Source organism: Flavobacterium flavigenum, from assembly GCF_027111255.2.
GTDB classification, from domain to species: domain Bacteria; phylum Bacteroidota; class Bacteroidia; order Flavobacteriales; family Flavobacteriaceae; genus Flavobacterium; species Flavobacterium flavigenum.
In genome coordinates this window covers 1,784,997-1,808,561 of record NZ_CP114285.2, presented here as the reverse complement: position 1 = coordinate 1,808,561, position 23,565 = coordinate 1,784,997, and the positions used below count along the sequence as shown (strand labels likewise).

Genomic DNA, 23,565 nt, shown 5'->3' with positions numbered 1-23,565 from the left:
ATTTTTAAGGATTAGTAGACCAGATACTGCTGTTTTTTATGAACACCCTACGGTTTAATTTCAGTTGAGCGATTATTAATTCGGCAATATCCTCAGACTGCATTACTTTTTCAGGATTGCCATCAGTAAGATTTAAATCTTTTGCCATATCAGTTGCAACCGTACTTGGTGTTAAAGCAGTAACACGAATGTTGTATTTTCTGAGTTCCTGCATCAAAGAATCGGTTAAGCCAAGAACGGCAAATTTTGATGCACTGTAAGCACTTGTCAGTGCATTTCCGTTTAATCCCGCTGTTGATGAAATATTAATGATATCACCTGTTTGTCTTTCAATCATATTAGGTAAAACAGCGCGTGTGGTATAATACGTTCCCATTAGGTTCACCTGAATAATTTTTTCCCATTCGGCTGGTTCTAATTCCATAAATTTTCCAAAAGAAGCGATACCCGCATTGTTGATTAAAATATCAATGGTTTTAAATTCAGCCAGGGCTTTTTCTACTGCTGTGTTGACAGAGTTTATGTCTGCAACATCTGCTGTTAGTGCTAATGACTTAACTCCAAAATTCTCAATTTTTACTGCTAATTGTTCAACATCTAATTGGGTTCTGGAAATCAGGATTACGTTTACGCCTTCTTTTGCAAGGGCAATTGCAATCGCTTTTCCAATTCCTTTACCAGCTCCTGTAATCAGGGCATTTTTATTCTTTAAGTTTGTCATGAGTTTTATTTTTTAGAAAATGCAGAAAGCATCTGTTCAGTACTACAAAAATACAGTTTTTGCGTAGTGAAAAGATGCTTTTTCTGTTTTCTTAATCTAAGTTTAACAGCTTTTGTTATTCTTTCAAAACCATGTCAATACACATTACAGCTGCCAGAATTAATTGTCTAAGTGGCGAATCAGCAGCTACTGTTTCTTCAATTTGCAATACATAATTATCGGCACTGGTAAAAAACTCTTTGCCTAATCCTGCCCATTTTTTACTTACCTGAGCCAGTTGTTTGTTTTCGTGTGAGAATTTAAAATCCCAGCCTGTCCATTTTCCCTGAAGGGTTGCGACAGGTTTTTCATTTTTGTCTAATATTTCGAATTTCCCTCCAATAGAAAAGAATTTTTGTTTAAAAGTTCCAACTAATCTGTCTTTCTCATCAAATATTTCAACAGTAGAACGAAAAAATGCAATACCACGTTTTACTGAAATCAATTTTTCACCAGCAGCGGTCGTAATTTCAACATTAAAAGGTGTCATTCTTTTGTAATCCGTGAAACGTAATATTTTAGTAAAAATGCCTAAACTATTTTCTCTGCAATGCATGATGATCTGATTATTCGCAGGATCATAAATGTCATAATTGTTTGAGGCTTTGAACATTCCGATATGTTCTTTTACAAGAAATAAATTTTGATTTAAGATTGGGTTCATGAAATTTTGTTTGAAATATAGTTTATATGTTTATTTAATTATTCTAATAAAAATTTAGCCTGAACTGAACTTGAAATCTTTATTTTTTCAAATTCAATATTACTCTCATAATTTAGGCTCCTATTCCCATATATTTTTGAAGAGTATCCTCTTACTACGACTTCATTTAATTGTCCGGTAAATTGATTTGGCATATTTTCAAAGTTACTTATTTGAATGGCATTTCCAACTTTTTGATTTAAAGGTTTAGAAAAACTTTCAGCAGTCTGTTTTGCATTTAATATCGCCTTCCCGTTTATTAGGAGCTTAATCTTCTCTTCGTTTGTATTTTCTACCTTTTCAATTCGAACGTTTGAAATCCCGATTTCTTCCAGGCTTATAAAAACCTTTGCAGTTATATTAGCATCAGTAACTAAAACAGAATATGATTTTGATTTGAAAATATCAGTTTGTTTCAGAATGTAATTCTTAAAATTACTGGACATATAATTAAGACTAACATTTTTTTCTGTATTAATGCCAATTGATTCCAATTTCTGAATCATTTCGTTTTCTATTTCTTCGACAGATTTTTTGCCTTTAAAATCTTTTTCCATTAAAAGCACATTTATACATATTTTATTTGGAATAACTAATGTGTCTGCTTTGCCAGAAACTTCAATAAAATGTTTGTCTATTGAAGTTTTAGTTTGAGAAAATGAATTGATTGAAACAAGTATAAAAAGTGTTAAAAGCTTTTTCATAAGGTGAAATTTAAATGATTAATATTTTATTATAATTGATTTGTCTTATTGTTACTTCTCTTTGCTAATAATGACAATAACCCCGTTGATTCCATGATTTCCATAAATTAAAGTCGCATCATTACCTTTTAGAACTTTTATCTCTTCAATATCACTTGGGTTTATTTTAGAAAATTGGCTGGAGTTTATGATTTCTCCATCTAAAATATACAAAGGCTCTTTCAAAAGAGATCGGGAAGGAACGCAGATTCTAATTTGATTAGGCGAAACTGTTGGCTTAACACAATTTGAAGAAACTTTTATGTCAGAAATAGTGTCTTTAGATTTAATGAAAGTTTTTGGTACAATTTTCGTTTTTGCAAAATTATTTTCATGTTTCCTGGTAACAGTTTTTCCCTGCGCTTTTAATACAAAAGATATAAGCATAGATAGGGCTAATGAAATAAGTTTTACGTTTTTCATGCAGGTAAATTTTAAATTTTTAAAATGTTTTTTAGCTATTTATTCAGAGCAGGTTTTCCAGTTTTAGTTGTGATGATAACAACTCCTTTTCTTCCTTTTTCACCATATTTTGAAGTAGCTTCCAGATCCTGAAGAATGGTAATGGTTTTGATTTCCTGTTTGTTTAAAGGAGCGTAAGGGCTTGTGGGATTTTTTCCGAATAAATCATTTTCCGAATAATAAATTCCGTCAATGATATACAAAGGTTCATCGAGAACAACCAGGGATTCCATGTTTTCCGGACTTAAATTAGGAAGTTCGTCCTGCATCATTTTATCTCTTTTTGAATCATCACTGTGTGCCATAGCATTGCCGTTAAGTACAATCAATGGTGCTGCTTTTTTAGCTTTCTCCTCTTGTTTGTCGGCGAAGGCAGTTTTTGCAGATTCTCTTTGTATTGTTTTTGAATAACCCAAACTTTGATCCGCTTTGTCAGTTTCTGTAAAATCTTCTTCTTTTGAGTCTTCTGTTTCTGCAACTATGGGAGATGGCATAGAAACTGCATTGGGTGAAGTTAGAACAACTTCGTTTAAAGAACCTTTTGGTTCATTGTTCACTAAATCTTCCTTTTTTTTAATTTGAATGTCTAAAATATGTTTGGCTTGTTCTCCTGAAATTATTTTAGGATCATTTTCAACAACAATATTGTCTTTTATTTGGTTGTGAATGGTCTCTTTTTCAGTTTTATTTACAACTGCTTTTGGTGTTTGAATTACAGAGCTTTTATCTGCCTTAAAAAATTGAAATCCAAGTGAAAGTACTAGTAGAAAGGAAGCTGCTACTGCAATTTTCTTCCATAAAGCAATGGTTTTTTTGTCTTCTTTTTTGTCCAGTTTATCTTCTACACGAGACCAGATTTTTTCCATTCCCGGAAAATCTTTCTGTTCCGAGTTGTGTGCGGCCTCTTTGAATTTATCGAATATTTTATCGTGATTGTCCATGACTATTTTGCTTTTTGATAATACAATTTATTTACTAATTCCTTTAGTTTGGTTTTTGCTGCATTGAGCTGTGATTTTGAAGTACCTTCAGAAATATTGAGCATTGCTGCTATTTCCTTGTGTCCAAAACCTTCAATAACAAAAAGGTTAAAAACCGTTTTACAGCCTTCCGGAATATGGTTTAACAAATTGAGTAAATCTTCTTCTTCTAATGTATTGATCTCATCTGTAAAAGGCTGCGATATGACTTTTACATCATCAAGATACATGTTGAAATTGGTGTTCTTTTTAATAGTGGCCAAACAGTGATTAACGGTGATTTTTCTGGCCCAGGCCTCAAAAGCTTTTTCTTCTTTGAGCTGTTCCAGTTTTGTAAACACAGTGTAGAAAGCATCAGCAAGTGCTTCCTCGATTTCTTCTTCTTTCCTGAGGTATCGCTTGCAGACGCGATACAATTTTGGAGCCATATGCTCATAAACCTGACGCTGGGCATCACGGTTCATTTTTTTGCAGTTAGAAATTAGCGTTTCGTTTATCACAATTTTGGTCTTTAATTATAAAGAGAGCGAAAAAGGAAAAAAGGTTGGGACGAAGATTAAAAAAGTTTAATTTTTTTTGAAATGATTATTTGTAGAGACGCACAGCAGTGCGTCTAAGATGCGGGTATATTTCTTTATTTGTCTTAAAAATTCACTGCGTTTCTCTGTGAATCTCTGTGTTATAATTTTATCGCAAAGATTCACAGAGGAATTCGGAAAGGCTCGCAAAGGAGAATTTTATATTTTACTTAACTGGTAATCTCAACTTATAAATCTTAGTTTCTAAAAGCTCCGTATCATTATCCTCGCAAAGCAAAAACTCGATTTTATTCTTTTCTTTTTTGTAAAGTGTCAAACCTTCAAATTTATGTTTTGAAGTAATTTTTTGAGTAAAATCGATTTTCATGGTTTTAAGGTCTATTCGTCCAATGAAACTTCCCAGGACTTCGCCGTCTTCGTAGGTTGATTTAGTATCCTCGGCGGTTGAAAGGAAATAGATTTTGTCTTCGACCAGAATAGCATCGGTAAAACTGGAACGGACACCTTTTATTTTTGGCAGTTTGTAATTGACAGAAATCAGCGCAAATTCTTCCCCAAGATTTTTGGCGTGAATCGTAAAAATCGTGTTTTTATTTGAAATTCCGTTCCCACGATTGAATAAGTACCAGTTTTCGCCATCAAAAATAGCGCCTTCGAGATTGAAATCCTCCGGTTTTATATCGCCGAAATTTTGCATGAGCGCGTATAAATCAACGAGATTATTTTTTTGTAAAATGGTTTTCGATTTCAGATCGAATTCAATCATTTTGTTGCGGTTTTCGGTTGACCCGGAGCCAAAAATGTAGAGTGTATCATTGTGATGTGTTAACGATTCGAAATCCGGTTTTATATTTTTCGGAATATTTTGCGTTGAATTGTCAATTAGGGCATGCTGACTTAATTGCTGATTCTGCATGTTGTATTCGTATAAAAATCCGCTGTTGTCGCCAATAACATAAAGTGAATCATTATTGAAAAATAATCCTGATGCTGACCCGATTCCAATGATTTGAAATAATATTTCTAATGTGAATTTTTCCATGAAATGATGTTTTGAAAACCAATGCCTAGCCCTTATTACTTCACTTAATTCTATTTTAATCGGAGTTCAGTGAACTTCGTTTGCAATGAAAATACTTTGAAAAGAAAATGCATTTTTTCCTGACAGAAGGAAGCAACCAGCGGAAGCTTTGTTATGGCTTTGGAAAAAAGCAGTTTATTGATAAGTATTGTAATGAATAGCAGGAATATGCTTCGTAAAAATAGTATATTTATGATATAAAAAAATTAAAAATGAAAGCAATAGATCCAAAAGATTTTAAAGTTACAGATAAAATAAAATTATCCAGGATTCCAACCTTGCTTGGCATTGAAGCGAGTGATGATGAAAAAGAAGAGAAACTGGATGAGGTACAGGCAAAACTCAGTGATTTGCAGGATGTGATGTATTCGCACAACAGATATGGTGTTTTGATCTGCCTGCAGGGAATGGATACGTCAGGAAAAGACAGTCTGATTCGGGAAGTATTCAAGGAATTTAATCCGCGTGGAGTGGTCGTGCATAGTTTTAAAACCCCTAATTCGAGTGAATTAGAACATGATTATCTGTGGAGGCATTATATTGCTTTGCCGGAAAAAGGGAAGTTTGCCATTTTTAACCGTACACATTATGAGAACGTTTTAGTAACGCGTGTGCATCCTGAATATGTTCTGGCAGAGAACTTGCCGGGAATTAATTCGGTAGACGACATTACGCCTAAATTCTGGAAAAAAAGAATTAATCAAATCAATAATTTTGAAAAACACATTACGGAAAACGGAACTATTGTTATGAAGTTTTTTTTGCATTTAAGCAAAGAGGAGCAGAGAGAGCGTTTATTGCGTCGTTTGGAAGAGGAAAAACATCATTGGAAATTTTCGCCGGGAGATTTAAAAGAAAGGGAACACTGGAAGGAATACCAAAAATATTATCAAGAGGCAATTAATAAAACGTCGACTGATTACGCGCCATGGTACATAATTCCTGCAGATGACAAGGATATGGCCCGCTATATTGTAGCCAAAATTATCTGGGAAGAAATGCAAAAATATACCGATATTAAAGAACCGGAGCTTGATGATAAAGTTAAAGCTAATATTGAAATGTATAAAAAACAATTAGGAGAAAAATAATCCATATTGCTACATTTCATTATGAGTAAAAAAACTAAACCCGACAGATTGAGAAAGTCTGTCGGGTTTTACCAAAAAAAATAAAAATAACTTGAATTTAGTTTTTACAATTCAAAACCATAAGCTACACGAAGCCCAATTTGATTGGTTTTAAATTTGTTGTAATCTTCATATCTTAAACTAATATCAATATGTTTTCCAGCGTATCCAATACTTGGAGCCCACAAAAGAGAAGTCTCATTATATCCGTTTGTTACAGCAAAACCGGCACCTATTTCTCCCATAGCGTAGAACTGATCTTCCCAGAAGAAAGCTTTGAAACCAGCTTTTGCAGGAATAAATCCTAAATCCGGAGCATCATTACCAACAAATAAATTTGTAAAACCAGTTGTTAATGTTAATGAAGTTCTTTTAGATAAATCGTATTGAAGTCTCACATCACCTCCAAGAGCCCAGTCGTAGTCATCACCATCTGTTGGAATTCCACCGCTGACACCAAATCCTAATTTGAATTTTTGATCGTAGTTTTCAATTTCTGTTGATTGTGCAGATGCTGTTGTTACAGATAACATTGCAATGGCTGCAACAAATAAAATTCGAATGTTTTGTAAATTTTTCATGCTTGTATTTTTTTAATTACTGATGTAAAATTACTTTTGAGGTACTGCTGAGTAGTTATATAATTTTCAAAAATCGTTATATAATGTGGATATGTTAAAATTTTGATAAGGCTTTGAATTGTGTCACCCCTTTATTTTACTGGAATTGCAAGTTTTTACATGAAAAATATTTTATAAAGTGTATTCATGATTCTTGATTAAAATGTTAAAATTGTGTAGTTATTTTTTTTGCTTATGAAGTGAAATTGATTAAAACTGAATATTTGAAGAGAATCAAAAGCATCTGTTTATCTTTGCAGGCTAAAAATAATGTAAAGTGAATTTAAAGCAATACACAAAAGAGTTCTCATACAATTTAAGGCTTGCGTATCCAGTCATTTTAGGAATGGTAGGGCATAACTTAATTGGTATGGTCGATAATATAATGGTAGGCAAATTAGGAAGCACTGAGCTTGCAGCAGTTTCCTTAGGGAACAGTATGATTTTTATTGCAATGTCTTTAGGTATTGGATTTTCGACAGCTATAACACCAATCGTGGCCGAAGGGGATGCCGAGAAAAATGACAACAAAATTCGTTCTGCATTCCATCACGGCCTGTTTTTGTGTACCATTTTAGGATTAATGCTTTTTGGGCTAATTGTTTTGGCAAAACCAATAATGGAAATGCTGCATCAGCCTCAGGAAGTAATTACGCTTGCCAAACCTTATCTGGACTGGGTTGCTTTCTCACTCATTCCGCTAATCATGTATCAGGGTTACAAACAGTTTGCAGACGGACTATCCCTGACCAAATATTCGATGTATGCTATGGTTATGGCAAATGTACTCCACGTAGGTATGAATTATGTTTTGATTTACGGAATCTGGATTTTTCCGAAGATGGGAATTATCGGAGCAGCTATAGGAACTGTAATTTCAAGAATATTTTTGGTGATGTTCATGCACATTATGCTGTCCAGAAGAAATGATCTTAAACATTTCTTTAAAGATTTCAGTTTTGAGGAAATTAAGAAAGAAACAATAAAAAAAATAATTAGTATTGGTTTTCCTTCGGCAATGCAGATGCTTTTTGAAGTAGTATTGTTTACCGCTTCGATCTGGCTGTGCGGAAATATTGGAAGGACCAGCCAGGCGGCTAATCAAATCGCGCTGAGTCTGGCTTCTATGACTTTCATGTTTGCAATGGGTTTAAGTGTTACTTCCATGATTCGCGTGAGTAATCAAAGAGGATTGCAGGATTATAAAAAATTAGTAATTGTGGCACGCTCAATTTTTTTACTGGCAATTATTATCGAAAGTGTTTTTGCCGTTTTGTTTGTGGCTTTCCATCAATTCCTGCCACATATTTTTCTGAATATGGAAAACACGATACAGCTTACTGATAATACTGAAGTTATTGCAATTGCTTCTAAACTATTATTAATTGCAGCCGTTTTTCAGATTTCCGATGGGATTCAGGTAGTCGTGTTGGGCGCATTACGCGGATTGCAGGATGTAAAAATTCCTATGTACATTACATTTGTGGCGTATTGGATCATTGGTTTTCCTGTTTCATATTATTTAGCAGAATATACTCCTATGAAAGCAGCAGGCGTATGGGTCGGACTTTTGGCAGGACTAACTTCAGCTGCATTTTTTCTCTACATTCGCTTTAATTACTTAACCAAAAAATTAATCAAAAATTAAGTTTCAAATAACTACATTTGGAGCTTTAAAAAAATAAATTATTATGGAATTACCAAAATTTTTACTTGGAGATAATACTGATTTTCCCGACGATATTTTTATCATACACCTTGATTATCCAAGATTTATCATCAATCTTAAAGACGATGAGGTAGAATTTCTGGAAGAAGCAGAAGATCTTGATGAAGCCGAATTAAATGCAGAAATGGAAGGCTTAATTGAAAAAGCAAATGATTTTTACGACCGTGAAATAAATCGTTACGAAGAGTAGAAATGCACCGCAGTAGAGACGCACTGCAGTGCGTCTCTACCTAATATATCATTCAAAATTTTTAAATGAAAAAACTACGTTTTTTAAAACCGGTTTTAAATTTTATTTTAACCGGTTTGCTAATCACTACCTTAAGCAGGATATTTTTATTTTTTATTTTTAAAGACAGGGTAGTAGAAACACCCAATTTCTGGTATATTTTTCCAATCGGTCTGCGAATGGATTTAATTTTGCTTTGTTATTTGTCTTTTCTGCCTGCGGTTTTGATTACCTTTTTGCCTAACAAATGGCTGAAGTTTACCAATTCATTTTTGGTAATTTATAGTTTTATATTCCTGTTTCTGATTCTTTTTGTAGAATTGGCTTCACCGGATTTCGTAAAACAATATGATACACGTCCAAATAAGATTTTTCTTGATTATCTGATTTATCCAAAAGAAGTTGTGGGGATGCTTTTAAAAAGTTATCTGACTTCTATTGTTGTTACTTTTCTGATTTTAGGAGCCGTTATTTATCTGGCATTCAAAAGAGGAAAACAATTTTTCCATACAATCGCTACAGATTATAAGTTCAAATTAATGGTTTTTCCTTTGGTGGCATTTTTATTGTTTTTCGGAGCTCGTTCAAGTCTGACTTCAAAACGTCCTATTAATGCCAGTAACGCAGTTTTTTCAACTGATCAGCTTACTAATACGTTGGGCTTAAATTCTTTTTACACCGTTGCTTTTGCTGCTTATTCGATTAAGAACGAAGGAAATACCAAGATGTACGGTAAAATGGATGAAGCAGAAGCGATTGCCCGTGTAAAGAAATATATGATTGCTGGACCAAATGATTTTACTGATGCAGAGATCCCTTTTCTACATGTACAGCAGCCTGATTCTGTTTTGAAGAAACCATACAATCTGGTAATATTTCTTCAGGAAAGTTTAGGTGCGGAATATGTTGGAATCCTGGGCGGAAAACCATTAACGCCTGAATTTGATAAATTATCGAAAGAGGGTTTGCTGTTCACGAATTTATATTGCACAGGAACAAGAAGCGTTCGCGGAATAGAAGCGGTTGTGACCGGATTTTTGCCTTCACCATCAGAAAGTGTAGTAAAATTAGGGAATTCCCAACAAGGTTTTTTTACTTTGGCGGATGCCTTAAAACATAAAGGTTACGATACTAGCTTTATCTATGGCGGAATGGCGAATTTTGATAATATGGCCTCATTTTTTAACGGAAATGGTTTTGAGGATATTGTAGATCAGACAGATTTTGAGTCAGATGGAAATAAATATGTTTTCAAAGGAACCTGGGGTTATTCTGATGAAGATTTAGTGACCAAGGCCAATAATTATTTTAAATCAAGAGGAGATAAACCTTTCTTTTCATTAATGTTTTCGACATCCAATCATGAGCCATTTGAATATCCGGCAGGAAGAATCAAACCGTATGACAAAAAGCCTGCAACAGTTAATAATGCAATGAAATATGCTGATTTTTCTATTGGGAAATTCTTCGAAATAGCTAAGAAAGAACCGTATTTTAAAAATACCATTTTCATTGTAATTGCTGATCATAATACCAGGACTTACGGGAAAAATTTAGTCCCGATTAATAAATTTCATATTCCGGCCCTAATTATGGGGCCTGGAGTTCAAAAAGGAGCTGTTTATGACAGACTGGCAAGTCAGATCGATATTCCGCCAACATTATTAGGCTATTTAGGAATTCCGTTTGAAACGCCGATGGTTGGTCGTAATTTGAATAAATTAGATCCAAAAGTGCAGGGAAGATCGATTATGCAGTTTAATGATATCAACGCGTTTAGGGTTGAAAATCAGGTGGTGATTATGCAGCCAAATTTAAAACCTCTGCAATTCGAAATTAAAAATGATACAACTTTAGTTCCGGTTAAATTAAACGAAGAATTAGCAAAAGATGCCTTGGCACATGTTATCACTGCGGGTAATTTATATAAGGAGAATAAATACAAGCTGAGAGATGTGAAAAAATAATTATAACTCATTTTGATGATGAAAAGCTGTTAAAGTGGAAATATCTTCTTTAGCAGCTTTTTTTTATTTTAAAAATGGGTAACAAAAAACACTGTTTGTTTATCTATTATAAATATTAAAATTCAATCAACATGAAAAATTTTAAAACAACAATCTTCACAACAGCATTTGCATTATGCTGCTTAACAAGTGCAAAAGCTCAAGATAGTAAAAATGTAAAAGAAAAAACAGTTACAACTACTTCGGCTTCAGAGTTGAAAGCTACATTAGAAACGCAGTCTCCAACTGTTGTTGCATTAGATAAAAGACGTTTGAAAACGAAACATGATACCGCTAAAAACTCAATAAGCAATGTTCGTTAAAATATATGACTGAAGATTATGGCTTAAAATACTTTTCCAATAACAACTGAGCGGCTGCAAAAGGTGATATTTCATTATTTTGCACCGCTTTTTTATTTTGTTCCAATAATGAAATAATTTCAGGCTGATTGTAGAAATTTTGTTTCAACTGTTCGTTAATGGTTTCTATCATCCAGAATTGGTTTTGTTCGTTTCTTTTTTGCTGAAAGAATCCGGTTTCTTTGGTCATTTCAAAATAATCCAGAATACTGTTCCATACATCCGAAATTCCGTCTTTTGTAATGGCACTGCAAGTGGTTGCTTTAGGCAGCCAGTTTGACTTTTTTGGAGGAAATAAATGCAGCGCACGATTAAATTCAGCCTTTGCCTGATTGGCTTTGTTGATGTTATCGCCGTCTGCTTTATTGATAACGATGGCATCTGCCATTTCCATTATACCTCGTTTAATGCCCTGAAGTTCATCACCAGCACCTGAAATTTTCAATAATAAGAAAAAATCGACCATGCTGTGAACGGCAGTCTCACTTTGACCAACTCCCACAGTTTCAATAATTATGGTATCAAAACCTGCTGCTTCACATAAAATAATGGTTTCTCTTGTTTTGCGGGCAACACCACCTAAATTTTCTCCGGAAGCACTCGGACGGATAAAAGCATTTTCGTTTTTTACTAAATTTTCCATTCGGGTTTTATCGCCTAAAATACTGCCGTGAGAAATAGTACTGCTTGGATCAACGGCTAATACAGCAACTTTTTTTCCTAATTCAGTCAGGAAAGTTCCAAAAGCTTCAATGAAAGTGCTTTTTCCGACACCGGGAACGCCTGTAATTCCTATTCTAATCGATTTATTCGCTTTAGGTAAACATCCTTTAATAACTTCATTTGCTTTTTCAGTATGCTCAGGATTTGTACTTTCTATTAAAGTAATGGCACGACTTAAAATGGTGCGGTTTCCGGAAAGTATTCCAGAAATCAGTTCTTCTGCAGATGGCTGTTGCCTGCGTTTGTTCTTGATTTGAATGATAGCCGATGTATTGGTAATTTCGTGAGATGAAATTCCAGCTTTTTCGTTTAAACTGCCGGCCTGCTTATTTGAACTTGACAAAATATTTTTTTTGTATTGTAAAAGTACTGAAAACAAAAACAGTTTCAAAAGCAGAAAATTGCATTAGAAACTGTTTTTTGTTAAAACACGAATTATTACCCCACTTTAATTCGTGCTAATTTTTGGAATCTGTGTTTGATTAATATGCTGCAGTAAATCGAACCTGATGGTGTTTTGGAGTTTCGATTTCATCAGCAATTACAACCGCTAAATCTTCTACAGATAGAATACTTCTTTGTTCCTCATTAAAAACAGGATTTTCCAGACCTAAACGGTATTTTCCTGTTCTTCCTGTTTTAGTTCCTGCATGCATTTCAATTGCAGGGCTAAAAAAGGCCCAGTTTAATTCTTTTTCTTCTTTAATCGTTTCTAAATAATGTCTGGCAGCATTGGCACCATCATAAATTTCTTTAGGAAAATCAGGAGTATCAATAAGCTGTACCCCTGGAGCAACATATAAACTTCCAGCACCTCCAATTGTAATAAATCGTTTTACGCCAGATTTTTTAACCGCATCCTGAATTGCTTTTGAACCTTTAATTGAATCTTCATAAATATTCGGATTTGCCCAACCCGGATTAAATGCATTAATAACGGCGTCATGTCCTTTTAAAATTTCAGACAATGCATTTGCATCATAAACATCTGCAGCGATCCAGGTTGCATTTGTAGTGTCTTTTGGTGTTCTTGCGATAGCAGTAATTTCATGCTTTCTGTCTGCTAATTCATTTAAGACAGCTGTTCCAACGAAGCCAGTAGCTCCAATAATTGCAATTTTCATAGATATATAAATTTATTTAGTAATAAAAAAAGTTACAGTTTTATTTAAAAAAATGTTTTAAAATTGAGCCGAAAAATCTTCCAATGAAATGCCTTCCAGTTGTTCACAGACTTTTTGATTCATTTCAGCGTACAAAACATCAAGGTTTTGATTGATTTTTTTTCCAACAGGACAATCCGGATTGGGCTGGTTTTTGGCATAACCTAAACCGATGTTCTCAAAAGTTATTTCAAATATGTCTTTTAAACTGATATTCGAAGCCGTTTTTGATAATTTTGTCCCTCCGTTTTTTCCTTCCTTGCTTTCTACAATATGATGCGCTTTTAGGTTTGCTATTTCTTTTCTGACCAAAACCGGGTTCAGGTTCATACTTCCTGCAATAAACTCCGATGACAAATAATCATTCGGGAATTTAGTGAGCAAAGTTAAGATGTGAACTGATATAGCAAATTTGCCTGAAATCATACTGTAATAAATTATATTACAAATTTAAGTCATTTTTTAGGACAAAAACTAATTTTAACTAAAAATTAATTTAGAACAGTAAAAACTATAAAAGTGAAAGTAAAAGAAAATGCATCTCATTAAAATCAATGATGTCCATTCTTCTGGTTGACTATTTTGATATTTGATTGCTTTATAGTCGAAAAATATACCCAGGAAATAAAAAGAAGCTGCATAGGTATTCTAACCCATAAATAGGATACGCCTTCACCAGTATAGTCGGCAGTTCGTAAGTTAATGTTGTGAATTGCGGCATAAACATTAGCAGGAAATAGTAAAATGTAAAACAAAATAAGCAGTTTTCCGGTTAAGACTTTGGTCGTGGGAAGCAGTATTCCAATTGCTGCGATTAACTCTATAACGCCTGTAAAAATCACTATCACATCTGGCCAGGGTAAAAAAGGAATCATCATTGTCATTCCTTTGGTAAAAACAAAATGACCTATAGCGGTAAATACTAGCATAAGTGCCATAGCAACTCTGCCTGAAAATCCAAGTTCAAGACGTTTGCTTGTTAGCCAAATAATAAGTAATGTAAGTGTAAAAGCTCCAAAGAGCACAATTAAGGTTTCCATATGTTTTTGATTTATTATACAAAGTTGCATACTAATGAAACCTAAAACAATGAACTTGGGTTAATAAATGCGTTTTCGTATTCGGCTTAAAGCTTGTGGCGTAATACCAATATAAGAGGCAAGGTATTTTTGAGGTATTTTTTGAATTAACTGAGGCTGCTCTGTGAATAAATTGCGATATCGTTGTTCTGCTGACTCGTTGAGCAGCGACAGTTCCCTCTTTGATTTTTTTAGAAATAATCCCTCGCTTGCTAATCTGCCAATTGTATTACCAATTTTGGTCACGGCATAAATGTCCTGGAGATCATTGTAAGAGATGCGCCAAAGGACTGTGTCTGCAAGAGCTTCAATAGTATAGTTTGAGGGTAATCTGGTGATGAAAGAATCATAACCACTTACAAATTCGCCATCAAATCCAAAAGTAAATGTGAGGTCTTTGTTTTCTGAGGGTACATAAAATCTAACAATTCCTTTTTCTATAAAAGAAAGATAATTTTCAACATGACCAGTTTGAAGTATAGCGGTTTTCTTTGAAAATTCCTGACGCATGAGCTTTGAGGAAAAGGTATTCCAGTCTTCATCAGAGAGTTTTGTCATTCGTTCGAAATAGTCTCTTATTTGCTGCATTACTTTTAGGGTTATACATTAAAAGTAACAAAAAACTTAATGGAGTGCTATAATTTGTTTACCTGAACAGCTAATAAATCCCTATTTTTGTAATCAGGCATTGATATGAACAACTTTATTTTAATATTTATCTTTTTATTTTTAGGATTGCTTTTGCAAAGAGTAAAAGGATTTCCGTCTAATATTTATAAGGTTTTAAACAAAATCGTGATCTATTTATGTCTTCCTGCCATCACTTTATATCATATTCCGAAAATTAAATGGAGCAACGAATTATTGTTTCCCATAGGAGCGGGTTGGATTACTTTTATTCTGGCATTTGTATTTTTTCATTTTTTAGGAAAGAAATTAAAATGGTCTAATAAACTAATTGGCTGTCTGATCCTAACTGCGGGATTAAGCAATTCGTCATTTTTAGGTTATCCTATAATTGAAGCTTTATTTGGCAAAAAAGGTTTAGAAACTGCTGTTCTGGTAGATCAGCCCGGAACATTTGTGGTTGTTTCAACATTAGGTGTTTTTGTAGCAGCATTTTATTCTAAAGGAAACCCGGATACTTGGAGTATTATCAGCAAAATAGTCTTATTTCCTCCTTTCATAATGTTTGTTTTTGCTTGCCTGATGAATGTTTATGACTACGATTTAGATTCGAATATTCAATCCATATTATTAAAAGTGGGAAGTTTTGTGACACCGCTTGCTTTATTATCTGTCGGATTACAACTCAATTTTGACCGAAAAAGCCAGCATTGGAAATTTTTACGGCTTGGACTTTTTTTTAAGCTTATTCTGGTTCCGTTTGTCATTTTGGTATTATATGTTTTTATTTTCAATCAGCATTCAGAGCCTATCAAAATTACAATTATGGAAACCGCTATGGCACCCATGATTACAGGCGCAATCTTAGCTTCGACTTATGGCCTGAAGCCAAAATTAAGCAGTATGATGGTGGGTTTTGGGATTCCGATTTCGTTCTTAACCCTTGCTATTTGGTACTTTATATTGCTTTTCTTATGATTGCTATTTAATTATATAGGAAAGATAGAATTTTAACTAATTTTTAAATTTTGAATGTTTTCCGAATGTATTTTTTAGTTAATTTTAAGGGAACTAAAAAAATATAATTATGTCAACATTACGATTAGGCGATATAGCACCCGATTTCCAGGCCGAAACAACACAAGGAACAATTAATTTTCATGAATGGTTAGGTGATTCATGGGGTGTTTTGTTTTCGCACCCTGCAGATTTTACGCCGGTTTGTACCACTGAATTAGGAACTGTAGCCAATTATGTTCCTGAATTTACAAAAAGAAATACTAAAGTTATTGCTTTGAGTGTTGATGGTTTGGATTCCCATAAAGAATGGATTAAAGACATCAATGAAACGCAAAATACAGAGGTCAATTTTCCCATCATTGCAGACGAAGATAAAAAAGTAGCAAATTTGTATGATATGCTGCACCCAAATGCAAGCGATAAATTTACAGTGCGTTCTGTTTTTGTAATTGGGCCAGATAAAAAAATCAAACTGACTTTAACGTATCCGGCATCGACAGGAAGAAATTTTGACGAATTGCTTCGTGTTATAGACAGCTTACAGTTAACAGCAAATTATAGCGTAGCTACGCCGGCAAACTGGAAAGACGGGCAGGATGTGGTAATCGCACCAGCAATTCCAGATAGTGATATTCCGGCAAAATTTCCAAAAGGCTATACACCAATCAAACCGTATTTGCGTTTGACGCCACAGCCTAATAAATAAGCTTTTCTTAAGCTTCAATAATAAGGTGCTAAGTTTCTGAGATTTTTTATGATCCTGGAAAATTAGCACCTTAACTATTCATGGAACATTTTAGGGAGAAAATCTTAGAAACTTATGATATCAGCTTCTAAGAGGCTTTTTCAACAACTCAGCCATTTTTTTCTTATCTCCAACTACCCATATAATATCGTTTAGCTGTAAAATTAAACTGGATTCAGGATTTAGAATACGATTTCCGTTTCTCTCGATTCCAACCACCATTCCACCGGTTTTACCTCTAAACTGGCCAATGCTTTTTTCTGTAAAGTCCTCATTAGAAACTTCCAGCTGGCGCAGCACAACTTCAGATTCTTCTACATTTTTAGGAGGTTCAATTTCATTCTGGGTCAGATATTTATTAAATTCAGTAATTTGAGCATCGGTACCAATGACACAAATTTCATCACCCGGAAATAAACGCTCGGTTTTAGTCGGAATTGCAATTGTGATTTCACCGCGTCTTATGTAAGCAATATTGATTCCCATCTGTTCACGGATATGCAGTTCTTCTAATGTTTTTCCGGCCAGGTTTGATTCTTTTCCAATTTCAAAAATAGACATGTGTCCGTCCCATGGCATTAAATTGGCATATCTTCTGTCTATTTTTTTATTTTCACGGTCATTCAGGTTCTTTAAAAAGTGATTTTCGATTTTATGATATTGCTCGTTTAATTTTTTAGGGAATATCTGGTAAGCAGCAATGGCAATAATCAAGGCAACAAAAGCAACTGTTGGCGAAAAGAATATATTTAATAAAAATCCAACAAAAAATAATCCAATACTCATTCTGATTAAGATTAGCATCAGGAGAGCCCCGCGATATTTACGTTCTTCCCATAATCTTTCAACTTCGTCCACTTTCACACGGCGCAGCGAAAGTGCCCATAAAAATGGAGCAATTATAACTAAAGTCAATAAAGCTGCTAATGTATTTCCAAATCTGGTATCAGCTACGGAAGGTGCCACAAATTTAGATGACAATAAAATAATTGCCGTAATGATTATTGTATGAAGAATAATTTGTGTTATCGAAGAGCGCAGTACAATTTGCCAGGTACTGACCGATTTAATTGCCTGTGCATTTACACTGTAACGATTGATGTTTTTGACCCATTTTTTCGGCATTTTTTGTTCTAAAGCATGAGCGAACGATTCTGAATATTTAATTAAAAAAGGCGTGGTAAAGGTTGTAATGGCAGAAACGGCTACAATTATGGGATACAGGAAATCGCTTGTAACTTTTAGTGTCATTCCAAGTGTCGCAATGATAAAAGAAAACTCCCCAATCTGTGCCAGACTCATTCCGGTTTGAACCGATTGTTTCAAAGGCTGACCGGATAATAAAGCCCCAAATGAAGAACTCAATGATTTTCCAAAAATAGTCACTAGTGTAATAATCAAAACCGGAATTGCAAAGTCAATTAATGTTGCAGGATTAATTAACATTCCTACAGACACAAAGAAAACCGCTCCGAATAAGTCTTTAACAGGCTGAATCAGATGTTCAATTTTTTCTGCCTGAGTAGTTTCGGCAATAATAGAACCCATTATAAAAGCACCTAATGCAGGAGAAAAACCAACATTTGCAGCAAAAATCACCATCATTAAACACATGGCCAGTGAAATGATAAGCAGCATTTCATCAGTTAAGAGATGTTTAGCCTTTTTGAGAATGGTAGGAATAATGAAGATTCCGCCCAAAAACCATATAATTAAAAAGAATACCAATTTTAAAACAGATTGTAGCAAAGCGCCACCTGAAACTTCATTACTTACAGCAATGGTCGATAGCAAAACTAACATCAGAATTGCAACGATATCTTCAACAATAAGAGCACCGAAAACAATTCCAACGAACTTTTTTCCTTTAACACCTAATTCATCAAATGCCCTGATGATAATTGTTGTAGATGAAATCGAAAGCGTAGCCCCAAGAAAAATACTGTCCATTTTTGACCAGCCCATCCATTGTCCGACACAATAACCAATGAGTGTCATAAACAATATCTGCGTTATGGCCGTAATAGAAGAAGTACCGCCCACTTTCATTAATTTCTTAAAACTAAATTCGAGCCCCAAACTAAACAATAAAAAAATCACCCCAATTTCGGCCCAGACTTCGACACTCTTCATGTCGGTTATTGAAGGAAAAAAATCAAAATGGTTTCCGGCTAAAAAACCTGCAATCAGGTAGCCCAAAACCAGAGGCTGTTTCATTTTTTTAAAAATAAGTACAGCAATTCCGGCAGTCATCAGGATTAGTCCCAGATCACTTATTAAAGGTTGTAAGTGGTGTGTAGTTTCAGCAGCGGCAGTTAAGGCAATCATAAATGTTTCTTTGTTCAGGAGCTATTCCGGCTTTCCATTTCAAGCTTTTGTGCAAACAACATATTTTTAAAGCAGTTCCAGGAGCTTCCGCTGGTCGCTCTGTTCCTGCAAAAAAATATAGTTTTTTTTACAAAAGGCTTTTCATTCTATCCGGGCTAATTCTAATAAATTCAATAAAAAAAGCTATCCGGATAAAGATAGCTTTTTTTGAGAAAACATTTTAGGTTTTAATTAAATTCCTGTGTAATTACTAGGGGTAATAGCCATTAATTCTGCTCTTACCGAATCAGAAACTTCTAAAGTTGCAATAAAATTATGAATGGCATTTTTATCGATTGCTTCATTGGTTCTGGTTAAGCCCTTCAACGCTTCATAAGGATTTGGATAGGCTTCACGACGCAGGATAGTCTGGATTGCTTCTGCAACAACTGCCCAGTTCTTTTCTAAATCTTCGGCAAATTTACTTTCGTTTAAAAGTAATTTATTCAAACCTTTCAAAGTAGCTTCAAAAGCAATAATAGTATGTCCAACAGGAACTCCGATATTTCTTAAAACGGTACTGTCGGTCAAATCACGCTGTAATCTTGAGATCGGTAATTTAGCAGCCAAATGTTCAAAAATAGCATTTGCAATTCCTAAGTTTCCTTCTGAATTTTCAAAATCAATCGGGTTTACTTTATGCGGCATTGCTGATGATCCGATTTCGCCGGCTTTGATTTTTTGCTTGAAATAGTCCATTGAAACATACGTCCAGATATCACGGTCTAAATCGATAATGATGTTGTTGATTCTTTTTAAACCATCAAAAAATGCTGCAAAATGATCGTAATGCTCGATTTGAGTGGTCGGAAATGAATGTTGCAAACCTAAACCGGTCTCAACAAATTTGGTTCCGAATTGCTTCCAGTCTATTTGTGGATAGGCTACATGATGTGCATTAAAATTTCCTGTTGCTCCTCCAAATTTAGCTGCAAACGGAATATTGAACAACAAACGCATCTGCTCTTCAAGACGTTCTACAAAAACCAAAATTTCTTTTCCCAAACGGGTAGGAGAGGCCGGTTGTCCGTGCGTACGTGCTAACATCGGAATGTCCTTCCATTCAACGCTTAATTCTTTTAATTTTGCAATTACAGAAATTAATGTTGGCATATAAACCTGCTCAAATGCTTCTTTTGTAGAAAGTGGAATGGCCGTATTGTTAATGTCCTGAGAGGTTAATCCGAAGTGGATGAACTCTTTGTATTGCGATAAACCTAATTTTTCAAAAGCATCTTTGATAAAGTATTCCACCGCCTTTACGTCATGGTTCGTTACTTTCTCAGTTTCTTTAATCCAAAGCGCGTCTTCAGTAGAGAAATTCTTGTAAATATTACGAAGGCTTTCAAATAAATCTGAATTTATGCCCTGTAATTGCGGCAATGGAATTTCGCATAAAGCAATAAAGTATTCAACTTCAACTAATACACGATATTTTATTAAAGCTTCTTCAGAGAAGAAAGGTGCTAAATTTTGGGTTTTATTTCTATATCTTCCGTCAATTGGGGATATAGCATTCAATTCGTTTAGAGTAGTCATCGTTATGTTGTTTTTCGAAAGGTGCAAATATAAGGTATTGTTAAAACTTCTGAAAGCTATATTGAGGCTTAAATTATCGTTTTGAAAATTTTATCCCAAATCGTAAAATAGAAACCATAATTACGCGATTCATTTTTATGATGGTCGTTATGGAATTTTGTAGTTGAGATCCATTTTGTTAAGCGGTTTTTATACCAAAAATCAGGAAAAATGTCAGTCTTTAAATGGCCAAATATTCCGTACGATAAGTTTAAAATGAGGTAAATTATGATGCTTAAAAATTTAAATTTCAGGAGCGTAATTAAAAATAGCCAAATCATACCAAAGCCTAAAGTTTCAATAGGGTGAAGTACATAAAGGCTGTAAACACTGGTATCAACATGTGTGTGATGAAGCCTGTGAATAGGGTTGAACCATTTTAAGCGATGAGCCAGAAAGTGAAAGCAGAACATAAAAAAGTCCATTAAAACAATCAGCAATAAGGTGTCCAATAATAAAGTAACAATTGATGCTGAAAAATCTATTTCGAGGATTCCCAATCGATACAATTCAAAGCCTGATACTGTTATGAATGTATTGCAAATTAGAGTTGAGAATACCCATTTACGATCAGACTTTTTTAAAACAGTATTCTCTGGTTCAATTATTCGTCCGATCAAAACTGAGATATAGATCAAAACTAAGTTTTCAATCAGGAAAAAAACAGCCAAGGAAACCAGATTGAATTCCGCTAATTGCTGCAGCCAGCTTTCAAAAATCATTTTGTTTTTTCTAAATTCAATAGTTTATCTCTCAGGTCAGCTACACCTTCTGAAGCGAATTTTGCAATGGTTTCAATTTTGTTTCTAATATTCGGAATTGAAATTGGCTTCGGATCAATATAAAAAACTGGTGTAATACTATAGGTGTAACTTATCAGACCCGCAGCAGGATAAACTTGAAGGGAAGTTCCGATTACGGCAAAATAATCAGCGGTTTCCGTTATGGCAATCGCTTCTTCAAGTGCCGGAACATCTTCGCCAAACCAAACAATATGCGGACGCAGCTGGTGTCCATTTTCATCTAAATCTCCCGTGATTAAATCCTCAGTCCAGTCTAAAATCAAATCGCGATTTTTGGTACTTCTGACTTTTAGCAATTCTCCATGAAGGTGTAGAACTTTAGAACTGCCAGCTCTTTCATGTAAATCATCAACATTTTGAGTGATGATATAAACATCAAAATCTTTTTCTAATTCGGCTAGGATTTTGTGTCCTAAATTAGGTTCCACTTCTTTAAGCTGTTGGCGTCTTTTGTTGTAAAAATCCAAAACCAGTTCCTGATTTTTATACCAGCCTTCGGGAGTGGCTACTTCCATTACGTCATGACCTTCCCATAATCCGTCACTGTCACGAAATGTTTTGATACCGCTTTCGGCGCTTATTCCTGCTCCTGTCAGTACTACTAATTTCTTTTTCATTTTTTGTATTGCAATTATTTGGGTAACTGATTCACTTCTAATATCCGTATGATTGTCGGTTCTGACTTTGCCAGACCTTCGCCGTCAACCTGATTTACATTTTGAAGAAAGATATGAAGTTTTTTTTGCTTTTCCCAAAGTGAAATATCATAATTAGGTTCCCATTCACCTATTGCGGTTGAGGTTAAATCGGTTACTTTCCAATTGCTGTCTTTATTTAAATTTGTGTAAGCCATTGAGACTTTGTTTTCTCTTTCGCTGTCTCTAAAAAGAAGGTACAAATAGCGGTTTTTTCCTTCTTCCTTAAGTAACAAATCAGGTCTGGAAATCGGGATTTTTTTGGTGCCCCCACCTCCCAGAGAGAAAGGAGTTGTTCGGAAACCTGTATTTGATTTTTTCCAGCTACCATTTTCTAAATAAACAATCTGAAACTGCGGAATATCATTTTCACTCCAATAATTAGCGATATAAGGGTTTCCGTTTTCATCAGCTGTCATCGAAGTTTGGTTGATCAAACTCGATTTTTCCGGAATTTTCCAAGCAGTTTCTGCAGATGCTACAGTTATTGGTAAATTATATTTTTCTCCATTTGATTTTTCCCAAGTCAAACCTCCATCAAAAGAACGAGCATAACAAATATCGTGATTCGTCGAAACATCCCAGCTTTCTCTCCAAACCCATGAGAGATGTATGGTGCCTTTTTTATCTACTTTGGCTTGCCAGTAAGCACTTCTTTTGTCTTCACCATTTAATAAATTGCTTTGAATTTGTGACCAGTTTTTGTTTTTTAAATCATAGGAGTTAATAATCATATTGCCTCTTCCCGAAGCACCGGAACGGTAAAAGAATAATAAATTTCCGTTGGGCAGATTATAAAATTCAGGATACGTCACTTTTTGTTCGGCAATTCCGGTCATTGATTCTTCATTACCTAAATCTAAACTTAAAGGCGACTTGCTCTTTGCATATCGAAGTCTGGTATCATGATGATCCCAGCTTATATGTAAAAAGCCTTTTCCATCTACAGCAATACTAATGCTGTTATGAGCATCTTTTACATTACCAGTGTAAGGTGTTTTTACGATTTCCCAGTTAGCAGAATTAAGTTTTCTTTTGCCTAAAACTACAGAGCCATCTGCATCATAATAAGCTGTGAACTGAAGATCTTTAAAAGTAGTTACAGCATTTTTTCTGAATTTAACGGTATTAACAGAATTATTGCTCCAGCCTAAACCAACAGGAATTTCTTTGGGAGATTTTGTAGCACAGGCAAAAAGGGTGAGAGATAAAGCACATAGAATACTCTTGTAAAAAGACTTGTTCATTCAGGTTATTTTTATGATGCGGTTAGTAATTAGTAAAAGTAACCGATTTTAAGAATAGTACGAATTAAATCATACCAGTTTTAAGAGTAGTACTTCAGATTTCATTTATAATTACAAATAATCAAATGAGAAATTTTTAAAATGAAATGGTTATTTTAGCACCCCATTAAAATC

25 protein-coding genes are annotated in these 23,565 nt (G+C 34.4%); 7 read left to right on the top strand and 18 right to left on the bottom strand.

Features of this window, described 5'->3' with window-relative positions; all coding sequences use genetic code 11:
• Nucleotides 1–4: 4 nt before the first annotated feature.
• From OZP09_RS07000 to OZP09_RS06970, 7 genes are all read right to left on the bottom strand, one after another.
• Entirely contained in the window at nucleotides 5–721 is a 717-nt protein-coding gene (locus tag OZP09_RS07000) for a 3-ketoacyl-ACP reductase (protein ID WP_269237173.1), read from the bottom strand.
• Nucleotides 722–836: 115 nt separating this feature from the next.
• Nucleotides 837–1,424, bottom strand: a complete 588-nt coding sequence (locus OZP09_RS06995; RefSeq protein ID WP_269237172.1) for an LURP-one-related/scramblase family protein — start codon at nucleotides 1,422–1,424, stop codon at nucleotides 837–839.
• Nucleotides 1,425–1,462: 38 nt separating this feature from the next.
• A complete protein-coding gene (locus OZP09_RS06990) occupies nucleotides 1,463–2,167 on the bottom strand; it encodes an SIMPL domain-containing protein (protein ID WP_269237171.1) in 705 nt (234 codons plus the stop codon).
• 51 nt (nucleotides 2,168–2,218) lie between these two features.
• On the bottom strand, nucleotides 2,219–2,629 hold the full coding sequence (locus tag OZP09_RS06985) for a TonB-dependent receptor plug domain-containing protein (RefSeq protein ID WP_269237170.1): 411 nt from the start codon (nucleotides 2,627–2,629) through the stop codon (nucleotides 2,219–2,221).
• Between the two features lie 35 nt (nucleotides 2,630–2,664).
• Nucleotides 2,665–3,609: a hypothetical protein gene (locus tag OZP09_RS06980; RefSeq protein WP_281310518.1), complete on the bottom strand. Its 945-nt coding sequence runs from the start codon at nucleotides 3,607–3,609 to the stop codon at nucleotides 2,665–2,667.
• Between the two features lie 2 nt (nucleotides 3,610–3,611).
• Entirely contained in the window at nucleotides 3,612–4,112 is a 501-nt protein-coding gene (locus OZP09_RS06975; protein WP_269237167.1) for an RNA polymerase sigma factor, read from the bottom strand.
• Nucleotides 4,113–4,392: 280 nt separating this feature from the next.
• Nucleotides 4,393–5,229: a DUF6929 family protein gene (locus OZP09_RS06970; RefSeq protein ID WP_269237166.1), complete on the bottom strand. Its 837-nt coding sequence runs from the start codon at nucleotides 5,227–5,229 to the stop codon at nucleotides 4,393–4,395.
• Between the two features lie 251 nt (nucleotides 5,230–5,480).
• Here OZP09_RS06970 and OZP09_RS06965 point away from each other — a divergent pair, with 251 nt between their 5' ends.
• Entirely contained in the window at nucleotides 5,481–6,359 is an 879-nt protein-coding gene (locus tag OZP09_RS06965; protein ID WP_281310517.1) for a PPK2 family polyphosphate kinase, read from the top strand.
• 104 nt (nucleotides 6,360–6,463) lie between these two features.
• Here OZP09_RS06965 and OZP09_RS06960 read toward each other — a convergent pair whose 3' ends face one another.
• Nucleotides 6,464–6,979 carry a hypothetical protein gene (locus tag OZP09_RS06960; protein ID WP_269237165.1) on the bottom strand — a complete coding sequence of 172 codons (516 nt, stop codon included), beginning with the start codon at nucleotides 6,977–6,979 and terminating at the stop codon, nucleotides 6,464–6,466.
• A gap of 316 nt (nucleotides 6,980–7,295) precedes the next feature.
• Between OZP09_RS06960 and OZP09_RS06955 the strand changes: the two genes are divergently transcribed.
• From OZP09_RS06955 to OZP09_RS06940, 4 genes are all read left to right on the top strand, one after another.
• Entirely contained in the window at nucleotides 7,296–8,666 is a 1,371-nt protein-coding gene (locus tag OZP09_RS06955; RefSeq protein WP_281310516.1) for an MATE family efflux transporter, read from the top strand.
• 43 nt (nucleotides 8,667–8,709) lie between these two features.
• Nucleotides 8,710–8,937: a DUF8828 family protein gene (locus OZP09_RS06950; RefSeq protein ID WP_026984926.1), complete on the top strand. Its 228-nt coding sequence runs from the start codon at nucleotides 8,710–8,712 to the stop codon at nucleotides 8,935–8,937.
• A 65-nt stretch (nucleotides 8,938–9,002) separates the two neighbouring features.
• Nucleotides 9,003–10,943 carry an LTA synthase family protein gene (locus OZP09_RS06945; protein WP_269237164.1) on the top strand — a complete coding sequence of 647 codons (1,941 nt, stop codon included), beginning with the start codon at nucleotides 9,003–9,005 and terminating at the stop codon, nucleotides 10,941–10,943.
• Between the two features lie 131 nt (nucleotides 10,944–11,074).
• Nucleotides 11,075–11,305 (top strand): hypothetical protein, encoded by a 231-nt coding sequence (locus tag OZP09_RS06940; RefSeq protein WP_269237163.1) that lies wholly within the window; start codon nucleotides 11,075–11,077, stop codon nucleotides 11,303–11,305.
• 16 nt (nucleotides 11,306–11,321) lie between these two features.
• On the opposite strand, the gene meaB is transcribed toward OZP09_RS06940, so the two are convergent.
• The 5 genes from meaB to OZP09_RS06915 all read right to left on the bottom strand — a co-directional run bounded on the left by meaB (nucleotide 11,322) and on the right by OZP09_RS06915 (nucleotide 14,897).
• Nucleotides 11,322–12,410, bottom strand: coding sequence for a methylmalonyl Co-A mutase-associated GTPase MeaB (meaB, locus tag OZP09_RS06935; protein WP_269237162.1), 1,089 nt, complete (start codon nucleotides 12,408–12,410; stop codon nucleotides 11,322–11,324).
• A 139-nt stretch (nucleotides 12,411–12,549) separates the two neighbouring features.
• On the bottom strand, nucleotides 12,550–13,191 hold the full coding sequence (locus OZP09_RS06930; protein WP_269237161.1) for an NAD(P)-dependent oxidoreductase: 642 nt from the start codon (nucleotides 13,189–13,191) through the stop codon (nucleotides 12,550–12,552).
• Nucleotides 13,192–13,248: 57 nt separating this feature from the next.
• Entirely contained in the window at nucleotides 13,249–13,656 is a 408-nt protein-coding gene (locus tag OZP09_RS06925; RefSeq protein ID WP_281310515.1) for an RrF2 family transcriptional regulator, read from the bottom strand.
• Between the two features lie 125 nt (nucleotides 13,657–13,781).
• The gene (locus OZP09_RS06920; protein ID WP_269237159.1) at nucleotides 13,782–14,270 is read right to left on the bottom strand and encodes a DoxX family protein; all 489 of its coding nucleotides are present in this window, start codon (nucleotides 14,268–14,270) and stop codon (nucleotides 13,782–13,784) included.
• Between the two features lie 60 nt (nucleotides 14,271–14,330).
• Nucleotides 14,331–14,897: a Crp/Fnr family transcriptional regulator gene (locus OZP09_RS06915; RefSeq protein ID WP_269237158.1), complete on the bottom strand. Its 567-nt coding sequence runs from the start codon at nucleotides 14,895–14,897 to the stop codon at nucleotides 14,331–14,333.
• A 105-nt stretch (nucleotides 14,898–15,002) separates the two neighbouring features.
• Between OZP09_RS06915 and OZP09_RS06910 the strand changes: the two genes are divergently transcribed.
• On the top strand, nucleotides 15,003–15,914 hold the full coding sequence (locus tag OZP09_RS06910) for an AEC family transporter (protein WP_281310514.1): 912 nt from the start codon (nucleotides 15,003–15,005) through the stop codon (nucleotides 15,912–15,914).
• Between the two features lie 109 nt (nucleotides 15,915–16,023).
• A complete protein-coding gene (locus OZP09_RS06905; protein WP_223681771.1) occupies nucleotides 16,024–16,662 on the top strand; it encodes a peroxiredoxin in 639 nt (212 codons plus the stop codon).
• A gap of 120 nt (nucleotides 16,663–16,782) precedes the next feature.
• Here OZP09_RS06905 and OZP09_RS06900 read toward each other — a convergent pair whose 3' ends face one another.
• The 5 genes from OZP09_RS06900 to OZP09_RS06880 form a co-directional block, all read right to left on the bottom strand.
• Nucleotides 16,783–19,029 (bottom strand): cation:proton antiporter domain-containing protein, encoded by a 2,247-nt coding sequence (locus OZP09_RS06900; RefSeq protein WP_281310513.1) that lies wholly within the window; start codon nucleotides 19,027–19,029, stop codon nucleotides 16,783–16,785.
• 231 nt (nucleotides 19,030–19,260) lie between these two features.
• Nucleotides 19,261–20,607 (bottom strand): adenylosuccinate lyase, encoded by a 1,347-nt coding sequence (gene purB / locus OZP09_RS06895; RefSeq protein ID WP_269237157.1) that lies wholly within the window; start codon nucleotides 20,605–20,607, stop codon nucleotides 19,261–19,263.
• A gap of 68 nt (nucleotides 20,608–20,675) precedes the next feature.
• Nucleotides 20,676–21,368 carry a sterol desaturase family protein gene (locus tag OZP09_RS06890; protein ID WP_269237156.1) on the bottom strand — a complete coding sequence of 231 codons (693 nt, stop codon included), beginning with the start codon at nucleotides 21,366–21,368 and terminating at the stop codon, nucleotides 20,676–20,678.
• Nucleotides 21,365–22,066 carry an SIR2 family NAD-dependent protein deacylase gene (locus tag OZP09_RS06885; RefSeq protein ID WP_269237155.1) on the bottom strand — a complete coding sequence of 234 codons (702 nt, stop codon included), beginning with the start codon at nucleotides 22,064–22,066 and terminating at the stop codon, nucleotides 21,365–21,367. The genes OZP09_RS06890 and OZP09_RS06885 overlap by 4 nt, the downstream gene beginning before the upstream one ends.
• Nucleotides 22,067–22,080: 14 nt before the next feature.
• Complete coding sequence (locus OZP09_RS06880; protein WP_269237154.1) at nucleotides 22,081–23,391, bottom strand: BNR repeat-containing protein; 1,311 nt, start codon at nucleotides 23,389–23,391, stop codon at nucleotides 22,081–22,083.
• Between the last annotated feature and the right edge of the window lie 174 nt (nucleotides 23,392–23,565).